The 23,649-nt window shown below is 71.7% G+C and carries 23 protein-coding genes; 14 read left to right on the forward strand and 9 right to left on the reverse strand.

Annotated elements, in window-relative coordinates; all coding sequences use genetic code 11:
* The first annotated feature begins 4 nt into the window (after positions 1-4).
* On the forward strand, positions 5-646 hold the full coding sequence (locus AB0C03_RS31080) for a histidine phosphatase family protein (RefSeq protein WP_357640778.1): 642 nt from the start codon (positions 5-7) through the stop codon (positions 644-646).
* Here AB0C03_RS31080 and AB0C03_RS31085 read toward each other — a convergent pair.
* The 3 genes from AB0C03_RS31085 to AB0C03_RS31095 are packed head-to-tail and all read right to left on the reverse strand — an operon-like array spanning position 636 to position 2,410.
* Positions 636-1,157 (reverse strand): GNAT family N-acetyltransferase, encoded by a 522-nt coding sequence (locus AB0C03_RS31085; RefSeq protein ID WP_357640780.1) that lies wholly within the window; start codon positions 1,155-1,157, stop codon positions 636-638. The two genes, AB0C03_RS31080 and AB0C03_RS31085, sit on opposite strands and share 11 nt — an antisense overlap.
* 9 nt (positions 1,158-1,166) lie before the next feature.
* Positions 1,167-1,667, reverse strand: a complete 501-nt coding sequence (locus tag AB0C03_RS31090) for a DinB family protein (protein ID WP_030336417.1) — start codon at positions 1,665-1,667, stop codon at positions 1,167-1,169.
* 44 nt (positions 1,668-1,711) lie between these two features.
* Positions 1,712-2,410, reverse strand: a complete 699-nt coding sequence (locus tag AB0C03_RS31095) for a carbon-nitrogen hydrolase family protein (protein ID WP_030336419.1) — start codon at positions 2,408-2,410, stop codon at positions 1,712-1,714.
* A gap of 82 nt (positions 2,411-2,492) precedes the next feature.
* Here AB0C03_RS31095 and AB0C03_RS31100 point away from each other — a divergent pair, with 82 nt between their 5' ends.
* The 5 genes from AB0C03_RS31100 (at position 2,493) to AB0C03_RS31120 (ending at position 7,659) form a co-directional block, all read left to right on the forward strand.
* Positions 2,493-3,275 carry a DedA family protein gene (locus tag AB0C03_RS31100; protein WP_357640785.1) on the forward strand — a complete coding sequence of 261 codons (783 nt, stop codon included), beginning with the start codon at positions 2,493-2,495 and terminating at the stop codon, positions 3,273-3,275.
* Between the two features lie 128 nt (positions 3,276-3,403).
* A complete protein-coding gene (locus AB0C03_RS31105) occupies positions 3,404-4,558 on the forward strand; it encodes a sensor histidine kinase (RefSeq protein ID WP_030336422.1) in 1,155 nt (384 codons plus the stop codon).
* Positions 4,549-5,193, forward strand: a complete 645-nt coding sequence (locus AB0C03_RS31110; protein WP_357640788.1) for a response regulator — start codon at positions 4,549-4,551, stop codon at positions 5,191-5,193. Before AB0C03_RS31105 ends, AB0C03_RS31110 begins: the two co-directional genes overlap by 10 nt.
* A gap of 720 nt (positions 5,194-5,913) precedes the next feature.
* Positions 5,914-6,477: a hypothetical protein gene (locus AB0C03_RS31115; protein ID WP_357640791.1), complete on the forward strand. Its 564-nt coding sequence runs from the start codon at positions 5,914-5,916 to the stop codon at positions 6,475-6,477.
* 762 nt (positions 6,478-7,239) lie between these two features.
* Positions 7,240-7,659: a protein-tyrosine phosphatase family protein gene (locus tag AB0C03_RS31120; protein WP_307857882.1), complete on the forward strand. Its 420-nt coding sequence runs from the start codon at positions 7,240-7,242 to the stop codon at positions 7,657-7,659.
* Here the strand turns inward: AB0C03_RS31120 and AB0C03_RS31125 are convergent.
* Entirely contained in the window at positions 7,652-9,925 is a 2,274-nt protein-coding gene (locus tag AB0C03_RS31125) for an ATP-binding cassette domain-containing protein (protein WP_357640794.1), read from the reverse strand. The genes AB0C03_RS31120 and AB0C03_RS31125 overlap by 8 nt on opposite strands.
* A 165-nt stretch (positions 9,926-10,090) precedes the next feature.
* Here AB0C03_RS31125 and AB0C03_RS31130 point away from each other — a divergent pair, with 165 nt between their 5' ends.
* The 3 genes from AB0C03_RS31130 to AB0C03_RS31140 all read left to right on the forward strand — a co-directional run bounded on the left by AB0C03_RS31130 (position 10,091) and on the right by AB0C03_RS31140 (position 12,993).
* On the forward strand, positions 10,091-10,819 hold the full coding sequence (locus AB0C03_RS31130; protein ID WP_357640797.1) for a MerR family transcriptional regulator: 729 nt from the start codon (positions 10,091-10,093) through the stop codon (positions 10,817-10,819).
* Between the two features lie 46 nt (positions 10,820-10,865).
* On the forward strand, positions 10,866-12,074 hold the full coding sequence (locus tag AB0C03_RS31135; RefSeq protein ID WP_030332405.1) for a D-alanyl-D-alanine carboxypeptidase family protein: 1,209 nt from the start codon (positions 10,866-10,868) through the stop codon (positions 12,072-12,074).
* Positions 12,075-12,144: 70 nt separating this feature from the next.
* Complete coding sequence (locus AB0C03_RS31140) at positions 12,145-12,993, forward strand: peptidylprolyl isomerase (protein ID WP_357640800.1); 849 nt, start codon at positions 12,145-12,147, stop codon at positions 12,991-12,993.
* 120 nt (positions 12,994-13,113) lie between these two features.
* Here the strand turns inward: AB0C03_RS31140 and AB0C03_RS31145 are convergent, their stop codons facing one another.
* Positions 13,114-14,151 carry a LacI family DNA-binding transcriptional regulator gene (locus AB0C03_RS31145; protein ID WP_030332410.1) on the reverse strand — a complete coding sequence of 346 codons (1,038 nt, stop codon included), beginning with the start codon at positions 14,149-14,151 and terminating at the stop codon, positions 13,114-13,116.
* A gap of 319 nt (positions 14,152-14,470) precedes the next feature.
* On the opposite strand from AB0C03_RS31145, the gene AB0C03_RS31150 reads away from it, so the two are divergent.
* Positions 14,471-15,307 (forward strand): M15 family metallopeptidase, encoded by an 837-nt coding sequence (locus AB0C03_RS31150; RefSeq protein WP_245233633.1) that lies wholly within the window; start codon positions 14,471-14,473, stop codon positions 15,305-15,307.
* A 43-nt stretch (positions 15,308-15,350) separates the two neighbouring features.
* Positions 15,351-15,857: a DinB family protein gene (locus tag AB0C03_RS31155; protein WP_030332414.1), complete on the forward strand. Its 507-nt coding sequence runs from the start codon at positions 15,351-15,353 to the stop codon at positions 15,855-15,857.
* 7 nt (positions 15,858-15,864) lie between these two features.
* On the opposite strand, the gene AB0C03_RS31160 is transcribed toward AB0C03_RS31155, so the two are convergent.
* Complete coding sequence (locus AB0C03_RS31160; RefSeq protein ID WP_357640804.1) at positions 15,865-17,052, reverse strand: spore photoproduct lyase family protein; 1,188 nt, start codon at positions 17,050-17,052, stop codon at positions 15,865-15,867.
* Between the two features lie 157 nt (positions 17,053-17,209).
* Here AB0C03_RS31160 and AB0C03_RS31165 point away from each other — a divergent pair, with 157 nt between their 5' ends.
* The 3 genes from AB0C03_RS31165 (at position 17,210) to AB0C03_RS31175 (ending at position 20,437) form a co-directional block, all read left to right on the forward strand.
* Complete coding sequence (locus tag AB0C03_RS31165; protein WP_357640807.1) at positions 17,210-18,520, forward strand: RICIN domain-containing protein; 1,311 nt, start codon at positions 17,210-17,212, stop codon at positions 18,518-18,520.
* 21 nt (positions 18,521-18,541) lie between these two features.
* Complete coding sequence (locus tag AB0C03_RS31170; protein WP_357640810.1) at positions 18,542-18,748, forward strand: hypothetical protein; 207 nt, start codon at positions 18,542-18,544, stop codon at positions 18,746-18,748.
* 489 nt (positions 18,749-19,237) lie between these two features.
* Positions 19,238-20,437, forward strand: coding sequence for an RtcB family protein (locus AB0C03_RS31175; RefSeq protein ID WP_357640812.1), 1,200 nt, complete (start codon positions 19,238-19,240; stop codon positions 20,435-20,437).
* A 41-nt stretch (positions 20,438-20,478) separates the two neighbouring features.
* Here AB0C03_RS31175 and AB0C03_RS31180 read toward each other — a convergent pair whose 3' ends face one another.
* The 3 genes from AB0C03_RS31180 to AB0C03_RS31190 all read right to left on the reverse strand — a co-directional run bounded on the left by AB0C03_RS31180 (position 20,479) and on the right by AB0C03_RS31190 (position 23,535).
* A complete protein-coding gene (locus tag AB0C03_RS31180; RefSeq protein ID WP_210858865.1) occupies positions 20,479-21,270 on the reverse strand; it encodes a maleylpyruvate isomerase family mycothiol-dependent enzyme in 792 nt (263 codons plus the stop codon).
* Positions 21,271-21,378: 108 nt separating this feature from the next.
* On the reverse strand, positions 21,379-22,872 hold the full coding sequence (locus AB0C03_RS31185; protein ID WP_210866321.1) for an MFS transporter: 1,494 nt from the start codon (positions 22,870-22,872) through the stop codon (positions 21,379-21,381).
* A 33-nt stretch (positions 22,873-22,905) separates the two neighbouring features.
* The gene (locus AB0C03_RS31190) at positions 22,906-23,535 is read right to left on the reverse strand and encodes a TetR/AcrR family transcriptional regulator (protein WP_051708495.1); all 630 of its coding nucleotides are present in this window, start codon (positions 23,533-23,535) and stop codon (positions 22,906-22,908) included.
* Positions 23,536-23,649: the final 114 nt, after the last annotated feature.

The following is a 23,649-nucleotide window of genomic DNA, read 5'->3' on the forward strand; positions in this document are numbered from 1 at the left end:
CCCGATGCGGACACGTCTGATCTTCGTGCGACACGGCGAGTCGGTCCACCAGCTCGAAGGAATCGTCGGTGGGCCGCGTGGTTGTCGGGGCCTCACCGCCCTCGGCCACGAGCAGGCACACCACCTGGCCAACCGGCTCACCGGTGAGGTCGCCGCCGACGGGCCGGTGGCGGTCTACTCGTCGGTGCTGCGCAGGGCCGTCGAGACCGCGCAGCCGATCGGTGCGGCGTTCGGCGTCCGCCCCGTGGCCGACTGTGGTCTCTGCACCTGGCACACACCCCCGTACGCCGACGGCCTGCCGACCGCCCTCTTCCGCACCGACCACGCGGTGGCGGGCGGCGGCGTGTTCCGTCCGTTCGAGGAGGGCAACGAGAGCTGGGCCGAACTGGTGGTCCGCGTCAGCCGCGCGATCATGGAGATCGCCCACCGGCACCGGGGCTCCACAGTGGTTCTGGTCGGCCACAGCGAGACCGTCGAGAGCGCGTTCCACGCGCTCGGCGCGCAGCCGGTCTTCCGGGCGTTCGACCTGGACGTGCCCCCGGCCTCGATCACCGAGTGGACCACCGACCACGACCCCGGCGGGTGGCCACCGGCCCGCTGGACGCTGCGTCGTTTCGGCGACAACGGCCGGTGGGCTAGAGCGTGATCCAGTACCGCCGTGCGGAACCGGGTTCGGTGTCCCGGATCTCCTCGGGGACGCCGCCGTGGTGCTCGATCGTCGCCGCCGACGCGACGTTGTCCGCCGCGCAGACCAGCAGCACCCGGCTCAGCCCGAGGGCCCGGGCCGTACCGAGCATCCGGCCCAGTGCCCACGTCGCCAGCCCACGCCGACGCGCGGACGGCCGGATGCCGTAACCGATGTGGCCCGCGACCCGCAACAGGCGGTCGTCGGGCCGGTGGCGAAGCGCGATCCCGCCGAGCACCCGGTCGTCCTCGACGATCCACCGGTACGTGCACACCGGGCCGGCGTCCGGCCGTTTCCCCGGGTCGGACTGGTCGGCCAGCCGGGTCACCCAGGCCGCGAAACCCTCCGGCGAGCGCACCTCATCTGTCGACCGCAGCCCGAACCCGTCCTCGTGCGGGCCAGGACCCCACTCGTCGTGGGCCGCCAACCAGGGGGCGTGCAGGCGGACGGTCGGTGCGACCAACTCGGGCATGCGTCGAGGCTATTCGGCGTTCACGATCTGCTCACGCAGGATCTCCGCGTGCCCGCAGTGCTGCGCCAGCTCCCGCAGCACGTGCAGGTACACCCAGCGCAGCGGCAACGGGCCACGGCGGTTGCCGCGAAGCACATCGTCGAGGCCCAGGCCGGACGTGGCCCGGCGGGAGGCTTCACAGGCTTCCCGGTGCGCGCGCTGGATGCTGGCGATCGTGTCACCGTCATCGAGGATGAACGACTCGTCCGGCGTGGCGGGGATGCCGATCTCCGAGCGGGGTCGACACGTGACGGCCTCGTCGAACCAGACCTTCTCCACGAACGCGGCGTGCTTCACCAGACCCAGCAACGTGGTCCGGGACGCCACCAACGAGCGGCGCGCCTGCTCCTCGGTCAGCCCGTCCAGACAGCCGTTGAGCGCCCTGCGGTGCTCGTCGATGAACGCCTCGAACTGCGTCTGCGCTGACTGGCCGACGACATCATCGGCGAAGGTACCCGGGAAGGCGGTCATTCCCGAAGCATTACAAGGTCATCGCCGGTGCGCAAACACATTGGTCAGCCGATGCTGACGCTGACCGACCCGCCCGGGTCGGTGCCCGCGCGGGCGAAGACCCTGCCGTCCGGCGTCCAGACGCCCGAGCGCCCGGCCGCCTCACGGAAACCGCCGCCGGTCGACCCGGCGAAGCTCGCCACCGCCACCCAGACCCGGTGCGCGGTGGCGATCCGGTGCGCCCGCTGGTCCGTCACGGCGGCGTCGCGGGCGGACTCCAGGACGCCCCCCGCGTACACGTCGATCCCGAGCGCCGCGGTCCGCGCCGCGTGCGCGACCACGCCGGTGTCCTTGCAGATCGCCAACCCCACCCGCCAACCGTCCACATCGAGCACGGCCGGCGCACCGCCGGGCCGGAACCGGCGGGCTTCCGCGTCCCCCAGCCACATCTTCCGGTACGCCACCGTCGCACCGCCGCCGGTCACCGCCAGCATCGCGATGTGCTCGCCCGCGACCGGCGCACCGACCAGGGCCAGCGCGTTCGTCTCGGCGCACGCCTCGACCAGTGGCGTCAACAGCGGGTCGTCGACCGACACGACCGGCGCGTCCAACTCGTACCCGGTCAGCGACAGCTCCGGAAAGACCACCAACCGGGCACCCGCCGCGCGGACCGCGGCGGCGTGCGCCCGCGCGTTTGCCGCGACATCCAGGGGTACGCACAGCGGCTGCACCACCGCGAGCCGTAACGGGGTGCGGCTTTCCACACCCCCACCGGTGTGGTCGCCCCGCGCAGCCGGGCGGTCGGCCTCATGGTCGGTTCTCAGGATGACTTCGTAACGTGGGCGCATGATTCGAACGTCCCACGCCGTGTTCGCCACCGGAACCCCCGCCGCCGCAGCGGAACCACCGCAGGACGGGATCGTCGGCTACGTCACTGACCTGGTGGAACGACTCGGCGGGCCCGGTGCCGGCCTGGCGGTGGCGTTGGAGAACCTCTTCCCGCCGATCCCCAGTGAGGTGATCCTGCCGCTGGCCGGGTTCGTCGCCGCGCAGGGCCGGATGAGCCTCTTCGGTGCGATTTTCTGGACCACGCTGGGCTCGGTGCTGGGCGCGCTCGCGCTCTACCTGATCGGCGCGGCGCTGGGACGCGATCGCATGCGCGCCATCGTGGCCCGGCTTCCCCTGGTGAAGCTCAGCGACGTGGACCGGACCGAGGCGTGGTTCCTGCGGCACGGCGTGAAGGCCGTCTTCTTCGGCCGGATGATCCCGATCTTCCGGAGCCTGATCTCCATTCCGGCCGGCGTGGAGCGGATGCCGGTGAGCACATTCCTGCTCTACACCACCCTGGGCAGCCTGATCTGGAACACCACCTTCGTGCTCGCCGGCTACCTGCTCGGCGACAACTGGCACCTCGTCGAGGGCTACGTCGGCACGCTCCAGAAAGTGGTGATCGTGGTCTGCGTGGCGGCGGCGGCCTGGTTCGTCGGGTCCCGCGTGCTGCGCGCCCGCCGCGCCGCCCGCAATCCCGAGTCGACCGAACCCGAGCAGAGTGCACTGAACGGGGTGCCCGACCCGGGTGGTCGCGGCACGCTCTACCGCAGCGGATCGTGGGCCTCCGACGAGCGCTAGTCAGCGCCACTGGTGTGCTCTGCTCCTTGCCTTCGCTCGGCTGCCCTGATGCGCCAGCCGGGGCACTTCGCGGGCGCGGCAGGTGACGCGGACCGTGCGGAACCGGCTCGGCCCGAAAGGCGGATGAGATGGCGGCGCAACAGCGAACCGGCAGGTGGTGGCTTCGACTGCCGGTCGGCGTCGCCGCCGGAACCGCGACGGCCGCCGTCGAGTTCGTCTTCCTCGTCGTCGCGGCCGTCGCGTTCACCGGGTGCGCGTTCGCGCCGGCCGCCGGCCGTCGGATCACCGGCCTGACCAGCAGGTACGCGGGATGGCTGGTGCGGATGGAACATCGCCGCCTCGTCGGACTGCTCGCCGCGGCGGATCTGCCCGCGCCGAACGCCGTGGCGACCCGTCGCCAGGTCGGCTACCTGGCCGCCCGACTGCTTCCCGGCACGCTCGGCCTGCTGGCGTACGCAGTGCTCGGCGTCGGCGTGGTGCTCGCCGGGATCGTGCTGACCGCGGCGGTGCGCGGAGAGTTGACAGTCCTCGACGCCGTGTCCCAGATCGCCGTCGGGGCGGTGTTGCTACTGCTCAACGGTCAGGCCGTCGCCAGCATCGCCGCACTGGACGTCCGGCTGGCCCACCGACTGCTCGGCCCGGGAAGCCGAGCGGAGCTGACCCGGCGGGTCCACGAGCTGACCACCAGCCGGGCCGGGGTCATCTCCGCCGTCGACGCCGAACGGCAGCGCATCGAACGCGACCTGCACGACGGCCTCCAACAGCGGCTGGTCGCCCTCGGCATGCTGCTCGGCCGCGCCCGGCGTACCCGCGACACCGACCGCACACACGCACTGCTCCTCCAAGCGCACGAGGACGTGCAGCGCGCCATCGAGGAGTTGCGCCAGGTGGCGTGGCGGGTCTACCCGTCGGCGCTCGACGGCGGCGATCTGGGCGAGGTGCTGACCATCGTCACCCGCGGCTCAGAGGTGCCGGTGCGGATCCGGTACGAGCTACCCGTCCGCCCCCAGCGGCAGACTGAGACGGTGCTGTACTTCGTGGCCTGCGAGGCGCTCACCAACGCCGCGAAACACGCCGCCGCTAACCTGGTCACCGTCGAGATCGGCGTACAGGATGGGTGGATCCGGATGCGCGTGCACGACGATGGCGTCGGCGGCGCCGACCCGACCGGGCGCGGACTGTCTGGGCTGGTGCGGCGGGTCGCCGCGCTGGACGGCCGGCTGACGGTCACCAGCCCGGCCGGCGGTCCGACGACGGTGCTGACGGAGTTGCCGTGCGACTAGTCCTCGCCGAAGACTCGACGCTGCTCCGGGAGGGTCTGACCCGGCTGCTCGCCGACGAGGACCACGAGGTGCTCGCGGCGGTCGGGACGGCCGCCCACCTGGTCGAGGCGGTCGAACGGTCCCGTCCCGACGTGGTCGTCACCGATGTCCGGATGCCACCCACCCACACCGATGACGGGCTGCGGGCCGCACTGGAGATCCGTCACCGGTGGCCCGACACCGGCGTCCTCGTGCTCTCCCAGTACGTGGAGCGGCGGTACGCCGGGCGGCTGCTCGCGGATCGCCCCGAGGGGGTCGGCTACCTGCTCAAGGACCGGGTCGCCCAGGTGGACGACTTCCTCGACGCACTCGACCGGGTCGCCGCCGGCGGCACCGCCCTCGACCCGGAGGTGGTCCGCCAGGTGGTGGCCGGCTCGGAGCGGCCCGAACCGCTCGGTCGGCTCACCCCGCGGGAACGGGATGTGCTGCACGAGATGGCCCAGGGGCACACCAACCTCGCCATCGCCCAACGGCTGCACGTGTCGCAGAGCGCGGTCGAGAAGCACGTCAACGCCATCTTCGACAAACTCGACCTGGCCCACACAACCGGCTACAGCCGGCGGATCCTCGCCATCCTGCGCTACCTGGACACCTGACCCACCCCGCACCGAACGCCGCCCGCCACGGGACCGAGCCCCGTGGCCAGCGCTCTTTGCGCCGGGCCATGGCCGGCTGGCGGGGCCGGTGCGCCGGTCCGTGCCGGCATACGGAGCCAGGCCGGGCGTGGGTGGGCCGGGCCGCCATGATCGACTCGGGTTTCATGAAGTCGGGGTGTCCCGGCGTCCCGGATACCCCGGTTTCCGTGAACCCGAGTGGATCACGGGCATGCGGGCCGGTTCGGCGCCGTGGGGCCGTTGTCGTGTGGGCGGTGTGTCGGGTTATGGGGGGTTGGGGGTGGTGGCCGGGCGCACCCGCAGGCGGGAATCGTGGCCGGGCCGGGGTCGTTACACACCCTGACGATCGCAGCACCACCTCCCGCCGCCCGGTCTTCACGGGCGCGGGATCCGAGGTCCGGCAGGGTGGAATGCCCGCCGCCACCCGGTCGTTGTGACCCCCGCGATCGACCGCAGGCATCGCCTCCCCGTGGGTGCCGACGGGTTGGGCCACCCCCGGAATGACCCCGGCCCCCCGGTCGTTACACCTGGACCCCGGCGCCACGAGCCCCGCGCCCGTGAAGTCGCCGACCGACGCCCCTAAAGGCGTCACCCCCCAAACTTTCCCCTTGTTATGTGCAGCGCCGGACGAGGTGCTCACACCCCGCCGCCGTTCCCCCCTTTGGCGGTTCGGGTGTTCCTACCCCCGAAGGAGCTACCCCCATGAACACGATCTTCCGTAAGAGCATGCTGTCTGTTGCTGGTCTCGCGTTCGCCGGTGGTGTGTTCGCCGGCCCGATCGCCGCCCACGCCAACCCGGTAGTGGACGCCAAGCCCACCGCCGCAGCGGTGGCCGTGCAGGCGGCGAAGCCGCAGGGCGAGCAGTCGCACATCACCCTCAACGACGAGCAGACGGCCAACGTCAAGGCGATCATCGCCGCGACGAAGAAGGCCGGCCTGCCCGAGCGCGCCGCGGTCATCTCCATCGCGACGAGCCTGCAGGAGTCCAAGCTGGAAAACCTGGGCCACCTCGGCGACAAGAACGACCACGACTCGCTGGGCCTGTTCCAGCAGCGCCCGAGCTCGGGTTGGGGTACGCCGGAGCAGATCACCGACCCCGAGTACTCGACGACCGCGTTCCTCAAGGGCCTGAAGCAGGTTGACGGGTGGCAGGACATGCCGCTGACCGTGGCCGCGCAGACCGTGCAGGTGTCGGCCTACCCGGACGCCTACGCCCAGTGGGAGCAGCAGGCCACCGACCTGGTCGCCCAGTACTGGAACAGCTGACCCGGATTCGCACGACCGAACAGCAAGACCACCGGACGGTAGGACCGTGTGAACACCGACCGCTGGCCGGCACCCGCAACCCGGGGTGCCGGTCAGCGGCCTTTGCGTTGCCATCGACCGCCGGCCCGCCGGCCCGCCGGCCCGCAGGGACGCCGACCACCGACCGCCGCAGCGGGCCGCAACGGGAGATGCCGCGCTGAAGGGATCCTCGGCGGAGGCGGATGGCGTCATCAAGCGGCGCTCGTTTCCAGATCTTGGACAGTTTCCGTTAGCGCGGAACGGAAACTGTCCAAGATCTCGCGGCGTGCTCCGCTGACCGCACGATCCGCTGACCGCACGATCCGCTGACCGCACGATCCGCTGGCCGCTGGCCGCTGGCCGCACGATCCGCTGGCCGCACGATCCGCTGGCCGCTGGCCGCTGGCCGCTGGCCGCTGGCCGCTGGCCGCTGGCCGCCCGTGCGGCGGGGCGATCGGCGGGGGCGTCGGACGGGGTCCGCGGGACGGTCGGGTGGTGCGTGCATGGACGCGGCGGGTGCGGGAACAAGGTGAGGGTCCGGCAGGTTGAGGACAGTGTCGGTGTGACTCAGTGTCCCCGGGCCTCACCTAATATCGCCTTCGCGGAATACCGTTCGGCTGGAGCCGCGTCGTGCCACTCGCCGAGAGGCGACCTGCACACCGACACCAGTGCCGCCCCCGGCTCACCGGCCGGGGGCGGCACTGTCTGTGCTCATTCGTCAGAGCGTCGCGGCACAATGTCCGGGTGACTGAGACGCTGCCGTGGTCTGAGCAGTCGGGCGTACTCGTACTCCCCAGTGGGGCGTTGGTGCGCGGACGCCGCATCGTTGCCGCGACCTCGCCCGCCGACTTCGCCGTGCTGCTGGCCCCTGGTCCGGAGCCGGCCTGGCCGCACCGGCGGATCCGGTGGCCCGACTTCTGGGTACCGCTCGACAGCGCCGATGCCCTCGACGCCCTGCGGGAGGCGCTGCGGCGGGCGCACGATGGTGAACGCGTCGAGGTGGCCTGCCGCGGTGGGGTGGGCCGCACCGGAACGGCCCTGGCCGCGCTGGCGATCCTCGACGGTTTGCCGGTCGAGCGGGCCGTGCCGTGGGTTCGGGCTGGCTACCACCCGAAGGCGGTGGAGACCCCCTGGCAGCGGCGCTGGCTGCGCCGCGTCAGCTGACCGCCGGGTCGGTGACGTACTCGCGGAGGTGTCTGGCGGTGAGGGTGTCGCCGGTGGCGACCAGTTCGGCTGGTGTGCCGGTGAAGACGATGCGGCCACCGTCGTGGCCGGCGCCGGGGCCGAGGTCGATGAGCCAGTCGGCGTGGGCCATGACCGCCTGGTGATGCTCGATGACGATCACCGTGTTGCCGGCGTCGACCATGCGGTCGAGCAGGGCCAGCAGTTGGTCCACGTCGGCCAGGTGCAGACCGGTGGTCGGCTCGTCCAGGACGTACGTGGTGGTCTTCTCGGCGAGGTGGATGGCGAGCTTGAGGCGTTGCCGCTCCCCGCCCGACAGGGTGGTCAGTGGTTGGCCGAGGCTGAGGTAGCCCAGCCCGACGTCGACCAGTCGACTGAGGATGGGGTGCGGGAAGAACGCGTACGCCTCGGTGACGGACATGGCCAGCACCTCGCTGATGTTCTTGCCGCGCAGCGTGTACGTGAGCACCTCGTCGGTGAAGCGTCGCCCCTCGCAGCGTTCGCAGATGCTGGCGACGCCGGCCATCATCGCCAGGTCGGTGTAGATGAGCCCGATGCCTTTGCAGGCCGGGCAGGCGCCCGCGGAGTTGGCGCTGAACAGTGCGGCCTTGACCCCGTTGGCCTTGGCGAAGGCGGTGCGGATCGGATCGAGCAGCCCGCTGTAGGTGGCCGGGTTGCTGCGTCGTGAGCCACGGATCGGGGACTGGTCGACGATGACGACCTCGGACCGGCCGCGTAGCGACCCGTGGATCAGTGAGCTCTTGCCGGAGCCGGCAACGCCGGTGACCACGGTGAGCACCCCGAGCGGGATGTCCACGTCGACGTCGCGCAGGTTGTGCAGGTCGGCCTTTCGGATGGCGAGGCGCCCGGTCGGTTGGCGTACCGTCTCGCGCACCCGTACCCGGTGGTCCAGGTGCCGCCCGGTGAGGGTGCCGGAGCGGCGCAGGCCGGGGACGTCGCCGGTGAAGCAGATTCGGCCACCGTCGGTGCCGGCGCCCGGCCCGAGGTCGACGACGTGATCGGCGATGGCGATGGTTTCCGGTTTGTGTTCGACCACCAGCACGGTGTTGCCCTTGTCGCGCAGCCGTAGCAGCAGGTCGTTCATCCGGGCGATGTCGTGCGGGTGCAGGCCGACTGTCGGTTCGTCGAAGACGTACGTGACGTCGGAGAGGCTGGAGCCGAGATGGCGGACCATCTTCACCCGTTGCGCCTCTCCGCCGGAGAGGGTCGCCGACTCACGGTCCAAGCTGAGGTAGCCCAGGCCGATCTCGACGAGGGAGTCCAGCAGGTCGCGGAGGTTGGCGACGAGCGGCGCGGCGCCCGGGTCGTCGATGGTGCGGACGAACGCGACCAGGTCGCTGATCTGCATGGCGGAGCAGTCGGCGATGGTGTGCCCGGCGATCAGCGACGACAGGGCCGCCGCGTTGAGCCGGGTGCCGCCGCAGTCGGCGCAGCTGGTGAAGGTGACCGCCCGGTCGACGAAGGCGCGGATGTGCGGTTGCATGGATTCGCGGTCCTTGGCGAGCAGGAGCCGTTTGACCTTGACCGCGAGGCCCTCGTACGTCCAGTTGTTGCTGCCCACCTTGATCTTCGTGGCCGGCTTGTGCAGGAAGTCCTCCCACTGTTGTGGGGTGAAGTCCTGCAGTTTGACGTCCGGGTCGAACAGGCCGGAGCCGACGATGGTCTGCCAGTACCAGGAGTCGACAGCGAAGTTCGGCACGGTGATGGCGCCGTCGTTGAGGGAGCGCTCGACGTCCACCAACTCGTTGATGTCGAGGTCGGAGACGCGGCCCAACCCTTCGCAGGTGGGGCACATGCCCTCGGGGAGGTTGAAGCTGAACGCCCCGGCGCCGCCGATGGACGGCTGGCCGAGCCGGCTGAAGAGGATCCGCAGCATGGCGTACGCGTCGGTGGCGGTGCCGACGGTGGAGCGGGAGTTGACGCCCATCCGTTCCTGGTCGACGACGATGGCCGCGCTGAGGTTGCGTAGCGAGTCGACGTCCGGCCGGTTGAGGTTCGGCATGAACGACTGGAGGAACGCGCTGTACGTCTCGTTGATCATGCGCTGGGACTCGGCGGCGATGGTGCCGAAGACCAGCGACGACTTGCCCGATCCGGAGACGCCGGTGAAGACGGTCAACCGGCGCTTGGGGATGTCCACCGAGACGTCGGCGAGATTGTTCTCCCGCGCCCCGCGTACTTCGATCATGTCGTGGCTGTCGGCGGCGGACCATGCTGGCTGCGACATTCGAACCCTTCACGGAATCGTGGCGGGACTTCTCCCGCCGGGCACTGGCAGGTTCAATTGTCTCATTCATCCGCACGTGGAGACTTTCGCCGACAATTGAGCGGGCGCTGCCGCAGGACGTCCGGGAAAGTCTCAAATCACGTCGTAAGCGGTACGGTGGCTCGCGTGGACGTCGCTCCGAAGGATCGGCTGCGCGCCGTGGACCTGGCGGCCACCGTCGGGATCTCGGTGCAGCAGGTGCGCAACTACGTCGAGGCGGGGGTGCTGCCGCCGGTGCGCCGCACCGCGAGCGGCTACCGGATCTTCACCGGTGAGCACGCCCGGGCGTTGACAGTGGCGCGGCGGTTGGCCGAGGGGCACGGCTGGTCCCGTACCCGGGAGATCATGGCGGCGGTGCACTCCGGTGACCTGCCGGCGGTCCTGGCGGCGCTCGACGGCGGTCACGCCGAGCTGGACCGGGAACGCGCCGAGATCCGCCGCGTGCTCGGCGCCTTCGAGACCGTGCTGGCGAGCCCACCGGCGGCCCGGCCCGCGCCTCGCCACGGCGCGCGCATCGGCGAGGTCGCCGCCCTGGTCGGGGTCCGCACCGCGCAGCTGCGGCTCTGGGAGGAGCGCGGGCTGCTGCGGCCGGGCCGCACCCCGGGCACCAACTACCGGGTGTACGACGAGGCGGAGCTACGCGCCGCGCAGGTCATCGCGTTGCTGCGCCGAGGCGCGTACCCGTTCGAGATCATCGAGGCGGTGCTGGGTGAGCTGCGGACCACCGGAAGCCCGCAGCGGGTCCGTGCCGAGCTGGCGCGCCGTGAGCAGGAGCTGCACGCCCGCAGCCTGCGCAGGCTGCGCGGCAGTGCCGCGTTGCACGACTATCTGAGCGGTCGCGGCGACGCGGGTTGACCCGCATCCCGTCCCGCGCAGCGATCGTCGTGACTAGGGTCGGCTCATGAGAGCTGCGCTGCTGGCGGCCACGACGTCCGCCGTCCTGCTCGCTCCCGTGCCGGTCGGTACGGCGGGAGCGTCCGCCGCGCCGACGGTGCGCTGCCCCCGGGTCCCGGCGCCGGCGGCGTCGCGCCCACCCCGGCCGTCGCCGCCGCCTGCCGTCCCCGGCCAGCGGATGGTCGGCGGCGCGGCGCTCGACACGACCGGCCTGGTCGTGCCGGCCGGCGTCGCCGCACCGCCGAAGATCACCGCCACGTCGTGGCTGGTCGCCGACCTGGACAGCGGCCAGGTGCTCGGCGGCTGCGGCCCGCACGAGTACGGCACGCCGGCGAGCGTGCAGAAGCTGCTGCTGGCGGCCACCATGCTGCCGAAGCTCGACCCGAAGCAGCTGGTCACCGTCACCGAGGCGGACATGGACATCGAACCCGGCTCCTCGGCCGTGGGCCTGGTCGCGGGCGGCCGGTACACCGTCGAGACCATCTGGCTCGGGTTGCTGCTGAACTCCGGCAACGAGGCCGCCAACGCGCTGGCCCGACTGGGCAGCGGGACGGACAGCGCCGCCGGTGTCCGCGCCATGAACGAGCAGGCGCACCACCTCGGCGCGTTGCAGACGCACGCGGTCACCCCGTCCGGGCTGGACGGCAGGGGGCAGTTCACCAGCGCGTACGACCTGGCGTTGATCGCAAGGGCCTGCTTCGCCCAGCCGACCTTCCGCCGGTACGCGTTGACCGAGCAGACGTCGATTCCGGCCCAGCCGGCGCAACGTACCAAGGGCTTCGAGATCCAGAACGAGAACCAGCTCATCTACCGGTACCCGGGGGCGCTCGGCGGCAAGACCGGCTTCACCGACCTGGCCCGGCACACCTATGTGGGGGCGGCGGAACGCGGCGGGCGGCGGCTGGTGGTGACCCTGCTGGGCGCCGAGTCGGCGCCGGCTCGCGGCTGGGAGCAGGGTGCCGCCCTGCTGGACTGGGGCTTCACGCTGCCCCGCGACGCCGCGGTGGGCCGGTTGGTCGAGCCCGGCGAGCTGACCGCCACCCCGTCGGCGGCGCCGTCCGCGCTGGCGGCACCCGGCGCGCCCCGGCCGGCGGCGGCCAGCGGACCGGCGCGTAGCGACGCGGGGTGGCTCTGGTCGGTGACCGCGCTCAGCGGCGCGACGGTGGTGGCGTTGATGGGCGGTCTGCTGTGGCGGCGTCGCCGCCGGTTGCCCTGACGGATCGACATCGGGCGTTGCCGTCCATAGACTCCGGTCTTTCTGGCACCACCAGTCCAGGAGGATCCCTGTGCCGAGTGAACCCGAACCGCGCCCCGCAGTGGCGGCACCCCGCCGGTCGGTGCGCGCCCTGACCCGCCTCGCGGGGGTGACAGTGCTCGCCGGGGCGCTGGTCGTCGGAGCGTCCGCCACCGCGCTCGCCGCGCCGGCCCCGGCGGCCGACGCGGTGCGCGTGTCCGCAGCGCCGCCCACCGCCGCCGACGCCGCCGCCAGACCGCCGCGCACCACCCACGGCCCGTGCGCGTACACCGAGACCCCGGACGAGCCCGCGGCCCGACCGGTGCCGTTGCCGCCCGACCCGCGCCGCACCCCGGCCCGGGGCAGCGTCCGGGTGACCCTGGCGACCAACCACGGGCCGATCGGGTTGACACTGGACCGGGCCGCCGCGCCGTGCACGGTGCAGAGCTTCCTGCACCTGGTCAGCAAGCGTTTCTACGACCGCACCCCGTGTCACCGCCTCACCGCGTACCCCACGCTGAGCGTGTTGCAGTGCGGTGACCCGTCCGGAACCGGCGAGGGCGGCCCGGGCTACCGGTACCGCGACGAACTGCCGACCGACCTGCCTCCCGCGCCCACCGACCCGACCGGGGAACGCCGGGTGTACGCCCGGGGCGTCCTCGCGATGGCGAACGCCGGGCCGGACACCAACGGCAGCCAGTTCTTCCTGGTCTACGCCAACTCCGCGCTGCGCCCGAACTACACGGTCTTCGGCGAGGTCGACGCGGCCGGCCTGGCCACCCTCGACCGGATCGCCGCCGGGGGAGTGGCGCCGACCGCCGAGGACCCGGCACCGGTCGACGGTGCGCCGGCACTGCCGGTGACCATCCGCAAGGCGGTCCGCTGGCACCACCACCACTGACCGTACGGCGCGGTGGGTGACCGTCGGTCGCTCACCGCGCCCGGGCCGGCCACGACCTGGCCGGAACTTTCCGGAACGGACCGGAACCGGTCCAACCGGTTTCTGCGGCAGGTCCGGCCGTCACGCCGAGGCGGGTGACCCGGTCGGCGGGGCGGTGGTGCTGTCGCGCACGACAAGTTCGGTGGCCAGTTCCACCCGGGGCGAGTCGATGCCCTCGCCCTGGGCGAGGCGGAGCACCGTCCGGGCTGCCAACCGTCCCATCTCGACCAACGGCTGGCGAACGGTGGTCAGCGGCGGGGACGCCCAGCGGGCCTCCGGCAGGTCGTCGAAACCCACCACGCTCACGTCGTCCGGGACGCGCAGCCCGCGGCGGCGGATCGCCTCGTAGACGCCGAAGGCCATCTGGTCGCTGGCGGCGAAGATGCCGGTCGGCGGGTCGGCGAGGTCGAGCAGCGCGGTCCCGCCCGCGAACCCGGAGGCGTGGTAGAAGTCGCCCGGGTAGATCAGCGCGTCGTCGACCGGCACGCCGGCGGCCTCCAGCCCGGCCCGGTAACCGTCGAGTCGCGCCCGGCTGCACAGCAGATGCGTCGGCCCGGCCACGAAACCGATGCGCCGGTGCCCGACGGCGAGCAGGTGTTCGGTGGCGGCGAGCCCGCCGGCCCAGTTGGTCGCGCCGATCGTCGGCACGTCCATGGCCGGCACGCCGGCCGGGTCGACGACCACCACCGGCACGTTGAGGCGACGCAGCTGCGCGTGCAGCGGCGCGCTGAGGTGCGAGGTCACGAAGATGACGCCGTCGGTGGCCCGGGTGCGCAGGTTCTGCAACCACTGCCGGGCCGCGGTGGGCTGCCGGTGGATCGCGGAGACCACGGTGCCGACACCCGCCCCGTGCCCGACGTCCTCCACACCGCGGATGATCTCCACGGCCCAGGGGCTGTCCAGGTCGTTGAAGACCAGGTCGACCAGGCCGGCGCGGCGGACGCTGCGGCTGGTCCGACGCCGGTAGCCGTGGTGGCGCAACAACTCCTCGACCCGCTCGCGGGTGTCCGGGGCCACATCGGAGCGTCCGTTGAGCACCCGTGACACGGTCGGCACCGACACCCCGGCCTCCCGTGCGATCGCGGTGATGGTCACCCTGCGTCCGTCGTCCGCGCCCACCCGCGTCTCCTTCACCGAGCCGGAGGAACGACCAGAAGTCGTCGTCCACCGTGTGTCCCGAAACGGCGTGCCCGTTCCACGGGTCATCTTGCCTCACCGATGGGGTTTGACGACATGCCAGGTCGACCGAAGCTTGGCTGGAGTTGCGGAAAACTTCCGGAGCTTTTTCGCCAACTTTCGTTGATTGCGTCGACAAATGGCTCCAGGTGGAATCGACTTTCGTGGATTCGCAGTGTCCGGCGGCCGGGGGCAGGGCGACTTCGCGCACCGCGAGCGGATCCTGGGACAGCGGCCCTGGCTGGGCTGATAGACAGGACTGGTGCGTCACCGCCTGGCCGTCGTCGTCGCGCTCGTCGCGCTGCTCGCCGGCTGCTCGCGGGCGGAGCCCCGACCCGCGCCGACCGGGCCGCAGCCCACGTCGGCGAGCCCCACCCCCGCGCCGACCCCGTCCGGGGCACCCCCGCTGCCGGGGTTCGTGGTGGTGACCGACGTCGACCCGCGCATCCACGCCGACATCCGCTACGCCACGGCGCACAACTTCGTCGGCCGGCCGATCACCGGCTACCGGGAGCCGCTGTGCCTGCTCACCCGGCAGGCGGCCCAGGCGTTGCGCCGCGTACAGGACGCCGCGCTGGCCAGCGGACACAGCATCAAGGTGTACGACTGCTACCGCCCGCAACCGGCGGTGGACGACTTCGTGGCCTGGTCGAAGCGCCCCGATGAGCAGCAGACCAAGGCCGAGTTCTACCCGGACCTCGCCAAGAACCGGCTCTTCGCCGACGGCTACATCGGGGCGCCCACCGCGCACAGCCGCGGCAGCACCCTGGACCTGACCCTTGTCGACGATCCCGCCGCCAGCCAACCCCCGTACCGGGTCGGGCAACCGCTGGTCGCCTGCACCGCGCCGCGCGCCCAGCGCTTCGCCGACAACAGCATCGACATGGGCACCGGCTTCGACTGTTTCGACCCCCGGGCGCACACCGCCGACCCCTCAGTCACCGCGACGGCGCGGGACAACCGGCAGTTGTTGCGGCGGCTGATGACCGACGCCGGGTTCGTCAACTACGACCGGGAGTGGTGGCACTACAGCCTGCGCGACGAGCCGTACCCGGACACGTTCTTCGCCGCCCCGGTCGCCCGATCCTCGGTCGGCTGACCCAGGCCGGACCCCGCAGCCGCCGTCCGGCATGATCGTTTCAATGACCACCGAACGGATCGGCCCCCCGGTTACCGGCGACGAGCGGGAGACGCTGCGCGCGTTCCTCGACTTCCACCGCGCCACGCTGGCCCTCAAGTGCGAGGGTCTCTCCGACGGGGACCTGCGCCGGCAGTCGATGCCGCCCTCCACCCTGTCCCTGCTCGGCCTGGTGCGACACATGGCCGAGGTGGAGCGCGCCTGGTTCCGGCGGGTCATCGACGGCGAGGACATCCCGCTGGTGTGGTCGGAGACCGGCGACTTCCAGCAGGCGTACGACGCCAGCTCGGCCACCCGGGCCGAGGCGTTCGACGCCTGGGAGCGTGAGGTCGCGCACGCCCGCCGGATCGAGCGGTCCGCCGCGTCGCTCGACGTGACCGGCCGCAACGCCCGCTCCGGCGAGATCGTGTCACTGCGGCTGGTGATGCTGCACCTGATCCACGAGTACGCCCGACACAACGGCCACGCCGATTTTCTCCGCGAGGGCATCGACGGCGCCGTCGGCGTCTAGCCCGGGGTCAGGTCCAGTAGAGGATCCGGCAGGCCGGGACGCGGGCGGTCAGCTCGGTGGTGAACCAGTCGCGCAGCTCGGTCATCTGCTCGCGGGGGTAGACGTACTTCACCGCGCCGAACTTGCCGTGCTTGCGGCTGCGGGACTCCTCGTCCATCTCCAGTCGGGTACGCGGGTACCAGCCGAGCAGCACCTCCTTGCTGCCGGGCGTGAACCGGTGGGTGATCAGCTCGGCGGTCAGGTCCACATCGGGCACCCCGTCGACCGCCGCGCGGACCTGGTCGAGCAGGTCGCCGTAGTGCTCCCGCCAGTCCGGCAGCGCGATGATCGGCGCGATGGTCAGCCCGACCGGGTAGCCGTCGAGGGCGAGCCGGCGCAGCGCGGCCAGCCGGTCCGGCACCCGGGCGGTGCCGCCCTCGAACCGTTGGCTGACCGGGGCGCAGTTGACGCTGAAGCGGACCCGGGTCCGGCCGGCGTGCGGCAGGCCGACGAAGGTGTCCACGTCGGCGTACTTGGTGGTCCAGCGCAACTGCACGGGGGCGTCCCAGTCGGCGAAGTGCTGCACCGCGCGCCGCCAACTGCCGGTCAGGTGCTCAAGGGCGAGCGGGTCGGTGTAGCAGGACGCCTCGAAGGTGGTGCCCTCGTCGGCGCGCCGCGCGTTGCGGCTGGTCACCGTACCGCGCCCGGCGTACGCGGCCAACCCGGCGAGGATGTCGTCGAGGTCGGCGTACACCCGGGTCACCGGTGGGCCGGACAGGGATCCGGCGAGGTAGCAGTACTGACAGTGCGCCGGGCAGCCCTCGGCCAGGTCGACCCGCCAGTCCGCGCTGGGCGCGATGGGTTGCAGGACACGCCGCGAGGGTGGGCTCACCACGATCGCCATTGTCGACTTGGCCCGCGCGTAGGTTTCCCGGTCGGTCTGGCCGCGTACCCCGGTGAGCCGGTTGGCGCGCAGGTGTTCCACCTCGATGCCGAGTGCCCGCACCCGTTCGACGATCCGTTGGCCGTGCGGGTGGTCGAGCGCGGCGGGGGTGGCCACCACCCGGCTCGGGGTCCAGCGGCGCGCCGACCGGGTCGGCGGCGCGAGGCCGGCCAGGTCGCGGATCGGCACGTGTTCGCCGCTGGCGTCGTGCGGCGCGGGGGGCACGTCCACGGCGAGCGGCGTGTCGACGTCGACGGCGTCCGGGCTGGTCATCCGGCGGTGGTACCCGTTGCCGGAGGAATCCCACCCGTTCGGGCGATCGGCGATTGACGCGATCAGGTCAGAGGAATAACCTTTCGTCTATCTGTAAACCTTGTGAACAGATGTACCTCGACGCGGCGGCGCGCGTCCCCACCGAAGGGACGATCAGGTGATCGCAGAACTCTCCTCCCGTACCAGAAGGATCCTGTCGTTGTTCGTCGCCCTGGTCGTCGCCTTGACCGCCGGTGTCGCTGTCAGCGCCTCGCCCAGTGCGCAGGCCGCGCCGACGTTCAAGGTCCTGGCCTTCTACAACGGCACCTGGGACGCCGCGCACATCGACTTCGTCAAGGACGCCCGGGCCTGGTTCCCGCAGGCCGCCGCCCAGTACGGCTTCTCCTGGGAGGCCACCAACAACTGGAGCCTGCTGAACACCGCCAACCTGGCCCAGTACAAGGTCGTCATGTTCCTTGACGACGCGCCGCCCACCGGGCAACGCGCCGCGTTCCAGCAGTACATGCAGAACGGCGGAGCGTGGTTGGGCTTCCACGTCAGCGCGTGGACCGACAACCCGTCGAGCTGGAGCTGGTACTACAACACCTTCCTCGGAACCGGGGCGTTCCAGACCAACACCTGGGGGCCCACCCGGGTCACCATGCGCGCCGACAACCGCACCCACCCCGCCACCCGGAACCTCCCGGCGACCTTCCCGTCCTCGATCAGCGAGTGGTACTCCTGGAGCAACGACCTGCGGCAGAACCCCAACATCGACATCCTGGCCTCGGTCGACCCGTCCAGCTTCCCGGTCGGCACCGACCCCAACCAGTCCTGGTACGGCGGCTACTACCCGCTGGTCTGGAGCAACCGGCAGTACAAGATGCTCTACGCCAATTTCGGGCACAACGCGATGAACTACAGCACCAACACCGGGCTGTCCTCCACCTTCGACAGCCCGCAGCAGAACCAGCTGCTGATCGACGGGCTGCACTGGCTCGCCGGTGCCGGCACCGTCCCGCCGACGACGCCCCCGCCGTCCGACGGCACGATCTCGCCGACCGCCTGGCACACGGTGGTCAACCGGGGCAACGGCAAGTGCGTGGACGCGCGGGCCGCGGCCAGCGCGAACGGCACCGCCATCCAGCAGTACGCGTGCAACGGCAGCGCCGCCCAGCAGTACCAGTTCGTGCCGACCAGCGACGGGTACCTGCGGGTCAACAACCGCAACAACGGCGCCCAGGTGCTCGACGTGACCAACAGGTCGACAGCCGACTCGGCGCCCATCCAGCTCTGGTCCTACAGCGGCGGCAACAACCAGCAGTGGCGGGCCGAGCCCGAGGGCGGCGGCTACTACCGCCTGGTCAACCGCGGCAGCGGCAAGTGCCTCGACGTGCCGGGAGCGTCGACGGCGGACAGCGTCCAGCTCATCCAGTACGCCTGCAACGGCACCGCCGCGCAGTCCTTCCGGGTGGTGCCCGTGTCGTAGCCCGGCGGTAGCTTCGCGGCCATGGCGATTCCCGACCTGGTGCCCATCGCGCACGAGCCCGACTACCGCGCCAGCACCATCGGCCACTACGACAAGGGCCAGTTCTTCGGCTCCGTCACCGCCACCCTCACCGACGGTGCCGGAGCCGAAGCGGCCCGCCACCCGACGGCCACCGCCACGAGGCCGTGCTCCGGGCTACGGGTGTCCGCGTCGGCGAAACTCGTCTGATCGCGCTCGAACAATGATGTGGTGGCCTCGTCGCATCCTGAGGGCCCTCTTTCCTGGATCGAGCACGATCTTGAGCCGCTCGGGCCGACGTCCGAGCCCAGGGCGACCGGCGCGCAATATCCTTTGCGGACAGGCCGCGGCCCGCCTACCGTCATCGAAGCAAGGTCAACCGATCAGACCCCGGGGAGTACGCCGTGTCGCAGCGCGACCGCACCACGATCATCTGGCGCACGCCAGGTGCGGGTGCCGGGTTGCCCTCGGGCGCACGGTGCCGGTATCTCGGTCAGCCCACTTGTCTCGGTCAGCTCGCTGAGGGCCGGCGACCAGGGCGACGCCACCGCTGACGCCAACGCGTCCGGTGTCGCCGCCCACCCCTGCGGGTCGGGCGGCCTTTTCGTATCCGACGAACTTCCGCGCCCGGCCTTCCGGTACGCGATCATTTCCGGTCACCATGCGACGTTGGTGCCGGCACGACACAAGGAGACCACGATGGGATTCACCCCGCTCGCTGGTACCCGGGCACCGGTCCGGGTCTGGACCGACCCGTACGCCATCGAGCCGCAGGCCGCCAAGCAGCTGCGCAACATCGGCGCGCTGCCGTGGGTGCAGGGCGTCGCCGTCATGCCCGACGTGCACTTCGGCAAGGGCGCCACGGTCGGCTCGGTGATCGCGATGCGGCAGGCCGTCTCGCCGGCCGCGGTGGGCGTCGACATCGGCTGCGGGATGTCGGCGGTGCGGACCTCGCTGACCGCCGCCGACCTGCCGGACGACCTGGCCGGGCTGCGCTCCGCGATCGAGGCCACCATCCCGGTCGGCTTCGCCCAGCGCACGGACCCGGTCGACCCGCGCCGGATCCGGGGCCTGGAGCAGGCCGGCTGGGCCGACTTCTGGGGCCGGTTCGCCGGCCTGGACCGGCGGGTGGCGCAGCTGCAGACGCGGGCGCAGCGGCAGATCGGCACCCTCGGCGGGGGCAACCACTTCATCGAGGTCTGCCTGGAGCAGGGCGGCGCCGACGAGGGCCGGGTCTGGCTGATGCTGCACTCCGGGTCCCGCAACATCGGCAAGGAACTGGCTGAGCGGCACATCGCCGTGGCCCGGGGGCTGCCGCACAACGCCGACCTTCCGGACCGGGACCTGGCGGTGTTCCTCGCCGGGACGCCCGAGATGGACGCGTACCGGCGGGACCTGTTCTGGGCGCAGGAGTACGCGCGGCGCAACCGGGCGGTCATGCTGGCCCTGCTCTGCGGCGTGGTGCGTGAGCACTTCCCGCAGGTCGGCTACGACGAGCCGATCAGCTGCCACCACAACTACGTCTCGGAGGAGAGCTACGACGGGGTGGACGTGCTGGTGACCCGCAAGGGTGCGATCCGGGCCGGCCGGGGTGACCTGGGCATCATCCCCGGGTCGATGGGCACCGGGTCGTACATCGTGCGGGGGCGGGGGAACCCGGACGCGTACTGCTCGGCGTCGCACGGCGCGGGGCGTCGGATGTCCCGGGCGCAGGCCAAGCGGACGTTCAGCACCGCGGACCTGGCCGCGCAGACCGCCGGGGTGGAGTGCCGCAAGGACGCCGGGGTGGTCGACGAGATCCCCGGCGCGTACAAGGACATCACCGAGGTGATGGCCCAGCAGGAGGATCTGGTCGAGGTGGTCGCGCACCTCAAGCAGGTGGTCTGCGTGAAGGGCTGAGACGCCGCGCGGGCCGGATCACCGGCCCGCGCGGCACCGTCTCAGAAGCCGACGAAGACCCGGCGCAGGTCGTCGAGGGTCACCGAACCGGTCACCAGCACCCCGTCGGGGGTGTGCTGGGGACCCAGCCGTCCGGTGGCCAGCCGCAGCCACGCCTCGGCCGGCGCCACCAGCTCGCCGTCGGGATGCTCCGGCGCGTCGACGATCTCGACCTGCTCACCCAGCCGCAGCCCGAACGTCCGCTCGGGCGCGTGCAGCCGGACCAGCAGGGTGGCCCCCCGACCGTCCAACTCATGCGGTCGGCTGGTCCAGGCCAGCATGCCGCCGATCTGGTCGAGCAGCAGCGCCACCGCCCCCGGCGTCACCGCCGCGAACCTGTTGAACGCCACCTCGGCGTCCCACTGGTGCAGGGCGAACTCACTGAGCCGGAACCGGGCCGCGGTGGCCACGTCGACCGGCTCCGGCAGGAAGCCGAGGTCGACCCGCATCGAGGCCCGGCTCTCGGCGTCCAACGCCTCGTACGCCTCGACCAGTCGTTCGTTGCTGGCGAGGAAGCCGGCGGCGTGCTCGGCCGGGGACATCGCGTCCCAGCGGGCCCAGACGCCACGGTTGAAGTCCCCGTCCGGGCCGGGCGTGCCGGTGCGGGCCGCCTCCAGCGTCGCCAGGTTGATCTCGGCGCCGCTGCCCAGGTGGCTCAGCACCTGCGACACCTGCCACTCACTGGCCCCGGACGGGCGGAGCAGGTCGTCTTCCTTGAGGTCCCGGACGAGCGCGGCGAGCTCCTCGTGGCCCGCGCGCAGAGCGGTGATGATCTGGTCAGCAGGGGTCGACATGGGTCTCCTCAACGGATTTTCGACGATGATCGGGACGTTACCGGACGTGGCCACCGGCCGGCCCGCCCCAGGCTCGGGGCGCTCCGGCCGGCGGCCACGGCGGTCAGCTCAACCCATGTGCACGGTGTTGCCGGTCGGGACGTCCTCCTTGCGGACCTTCACCAGGACCAGTGTGGCCAGCCCGGCGAGCACGATCAGCGCCGCGCCCCAGGCGAAGGCCACCCGGTAGCCGTGCACCAGCGCCTCGACCTGGTTGACCGGGTTCGGCGCCCGGCCGACCAGGTAGGCGGCGACCGCGCTGGTGTAGAAGGTGTTCAGCAGCGCGGTGCCGAGCGAGCCGCCGATCTGCTGGGTGGCGTTGAGCGTCGCGCTGGCCGCGCCGGCGTCGTGCTCCGGCACCCCGACCAGGGCGAGGCTGGACAGCGGGACGAAGGTGAAGCCCAACCCGAGGCCCAGGACGACCTGCGCGGGCAGCAGGTGGGTGAGGAACGGGGTGTCCACGTCGATCTGGGTCAGCACCAGCATGCCCAGGGCGGCGAGCGCCGAACCGGCGACCATCAGCGGCTTGGCCCCCAACCGGGGCATCAGCTGGCTGGCGCCACCCGCGGCGATCAGCACACCGGCGGTGACCGGCAGGGACGCGAGACCGGCCTCCAGGGGCTTGTACTGCAACACCACCTGGAAGTAGAAGGTCAGGAAGAGGAACGCCCCGAACAGGCCCGCGCCGATCAGCGTCGACGTGAGGAACGCCCCGCCCCGGTTGCGGTCCAGCAGGATCCGCAGCGGCAGCAGCGGGTGGCTGGAGCGCAGCTCGATCACCACGAACGCGGCGAGCAGCAGCACGCCCGCGGCGATGAAACCGAGCGTCGCGGTGGCGTCCCAGCCGTCCTCGGCGGCCTTGGTGAAGCCGTACACCAGGGAGACCAGGCCGGCGGTCACCACGATCGCACCGGGTACGTCGTAGCGGGTGTTGCCGTGGGCCCGACTCTCCGGCACCAGCGGGAGGGCGAGGGCGATGGCGATCGCGGCGACCGGGATGTTGACCAGCAGGCACCAGCGCCAGTCGGCGTACTCGGTGAGCACCCCGCCGAGCAGCAGACCGACAGCCGATCCACCGCCGGCGATCGCGCCGTACACCGCGAAGGCCTTGGCCCGCTCGGTGGTCTCGGTGAAGAGAACGGTGAGCAGCGCCAGCGCGGCCGGGGCGAGCAGCGCGCCGAAGGCGCCCTGCAACGCGCGGGCGGCGAAGAGCATCTCACCGGTGGTGGCCAGACCGCCCAGGGCCGAGGCGAGCGCGAAACCGGTCATGCCGACGATGAAGGTGCGCTTGCGCCCCCAGTAGTCGGCGATGCGACCGCCGAGCAGCAGCAGACCGCCGAAGGCCAGCGTGTAGGCGGTGATCACCCACTGCCGGTTCGCGTCGGTGATCCCCAGGTCGGCCTGGGCCTGCGGCAGTGCGATGTTCACGATGGTGGCGTCCAGGACGACCATCAGCTGTGAGACCGCGATGACCGCCAGCGCGATCCAGCGCCGCGGATGCGGGGCGCCGGTCGACACCCCGGCGTTGGGCGCGCCGGGGGCGGTCGAGGTGGTTCCGGGCATGGTGAAGCCTTCCGTGTTACGGATATCGGTGAATCAGGCCGGCGACGGACCGTCGTGCTGATAGCGGAGCACCGGGATCAGCACCTGGTCGACGACCTGGGTGAGGAACGCGTCATCGGCGGGTAGGCCGTGCGCGACGATGCGGGACATGGTGAGCGCGGGCGCCAGATCGTGGAACATCTCCCGCTCGCCGGCCTCCGGCGGGATCTCCCCGCGGGCGGCGGCCCGGACCAGGATGGCGGTGCTGGCCACCCGCCCGGCCGGCAGCACCTGGTGACGGACCAGACGTTCCAGCTCGGGGTTGGTCCGCATGGCGAAGGTCAACGCCTGCATCAGGTCGCAGTCGGCAGTGCAGATCGCGGCCGTGGCCCGCAGCAACTCGATCAGGTCACCGCGAAGGGAGCCGGTGTCGGGCGGGTTGTGCACACCCACGCGCTGGTCGCGCAGGGCGGCGACGACCAGCTCCGCCTTGCCGTCCCAGCGCCGGTAGATGGTGGCCTTGCTGACGTGGGCGCGGGCGGCCACGGCGTCGATGGTCATCCGGTCGTAGCCGACCTCGCGCAGGGTGTCGATGACGACGGTGAACAGGTCGCTGTCGGTGCAGCGCGGAGCCCGGGCAGCCGGCACCCCGGCGCCCGCGTCCACCTGCTGACCACCCAGCATCTCGACCCCCCGCGAAACGATGTCGTACTGACCCTAGTTCGCGGTTCGCTGATCGTGCAGGCTTTCGTGAGTTGCCTCGCATCTGGCCGGCGAAACGATGGCGTTTCAGCGGGG

Origin of the sequence: Micromonospora parva (genome assembly GCF_040649675.1) — a bacterium.
GTDB lineage: Bacteria > Actinomycetota > Actinomycetes > Mycobacteriales > Micromonosporaceae > Micromonospora > Micromonospora parva.

Bases quoted from the DNA above. Each gene is read 5' to 3' on its own strand.
- AB0C03_RS31105 (WP_030336422.1), top strand. From the start codon at position 3,404: ATGGCGGCGCAACAGCGAACCGGCAGGTGGTGGCTTCGACTGCCGGTC.
- AB0C03_RS31185 (WP_210866321.1), bottom strand. From the start codon at position 22,872: ATGCCCGGAACCACCTCGACCGCCCCCGGCGCGCCCAACGCCGGGGTG.
- AB0C03_RS31085 (WP_357640780.1), bottom strand. From the start codon at position 1,157: ATGCCCGAGTTGGTCGCACCGACCGTCCGCCTGCACGCCCCCTGGTTG.
- AB0C03_RS31190 (WP_051708495.1), bottom strand. From the start codon at position 23,535: ATGCTGGGTGGTCAGCAGGTGGACGCGGGCGCCGGGGTGCCGGCTGCC.
- AB0C03_RS31115 (WP_357640791.1), top strand. From the start codon at position 5,914: ATGAACACGATCTTCCGTAAGAGCATGCTGTCTGTTGCTGGTCTCGCG.
- AB0C03_RS31175 (WP_357640812.1), top strand. From the start codon at position 19,238: ATGGGATTCACCCCGCTCGCTGGTACCCGGGCACCGGTCCGGGTCTGG.
- AB0C03_RS31160 (WP_357640804.1), bottom strand. From the start codon at position 17,052: ATGACCAGCCCGGACGCCGTCGACGTCGACACGCCGCTCGCCGTGGAC.
- AB0C03_RS31135 (WP_030332405.1), top strand. From the start codon at position 10,866: ATGAGAGCTGCGCTGCTGGCGGCCACGACGTCCGCCGTCCTGCTCGCT.
- AB0C03_RS31080 (WP_357640778.1), top strand. From the start codon at position 5: ATGCGGACACGTCTGATCTTCGTGCGACACGGCGAGTCGGTCCACCAG.
- AB0C03_RS31155 (WP_030332414.1), top strand. From the start codon at position 15,351: ATGACCACCGAACGGATCGGCCCCCCGGTTACCGGCGACGAGCGGGAG.
- AB0C03_RS31090 (WP_030336417.1), bottom strand. From the start codon at position 1,667: ATGACCGCCTTCCCGGGTACCTTCGCCGATGATGTCGTCGGCCAGTCA.
- AB0C03_RS31170 (WP_357640810.1), top strand. From the start codon at position 18,542: ATGGCGATTCCCGACCTGGTGCCCATCGCGCACGAGCCCGACTACCGC.
- AB0C03_RS31180 (WP_210858865.1), bottom strand. From the start codon at position 21,270: ATGTCGACCCCTGCTGACCAGATCATCACCGCTCTGCGCGCGGGCCAC.
- AB0C03_RS31125 (WP_357640794.1), bottom strand. From the start codon at position 9,925: ATGTCGCAGCCAGCATGGTCCGCCGCCGACAGCCACGACATGATCGAA.
- AB0C03_RS31100 (WP_357640785.1), top strand. From the start codon at position 2,493: ATGATTCGAACGTCCCACGCCGTGTTCGCCACCGGAACCCCCGCCGCC.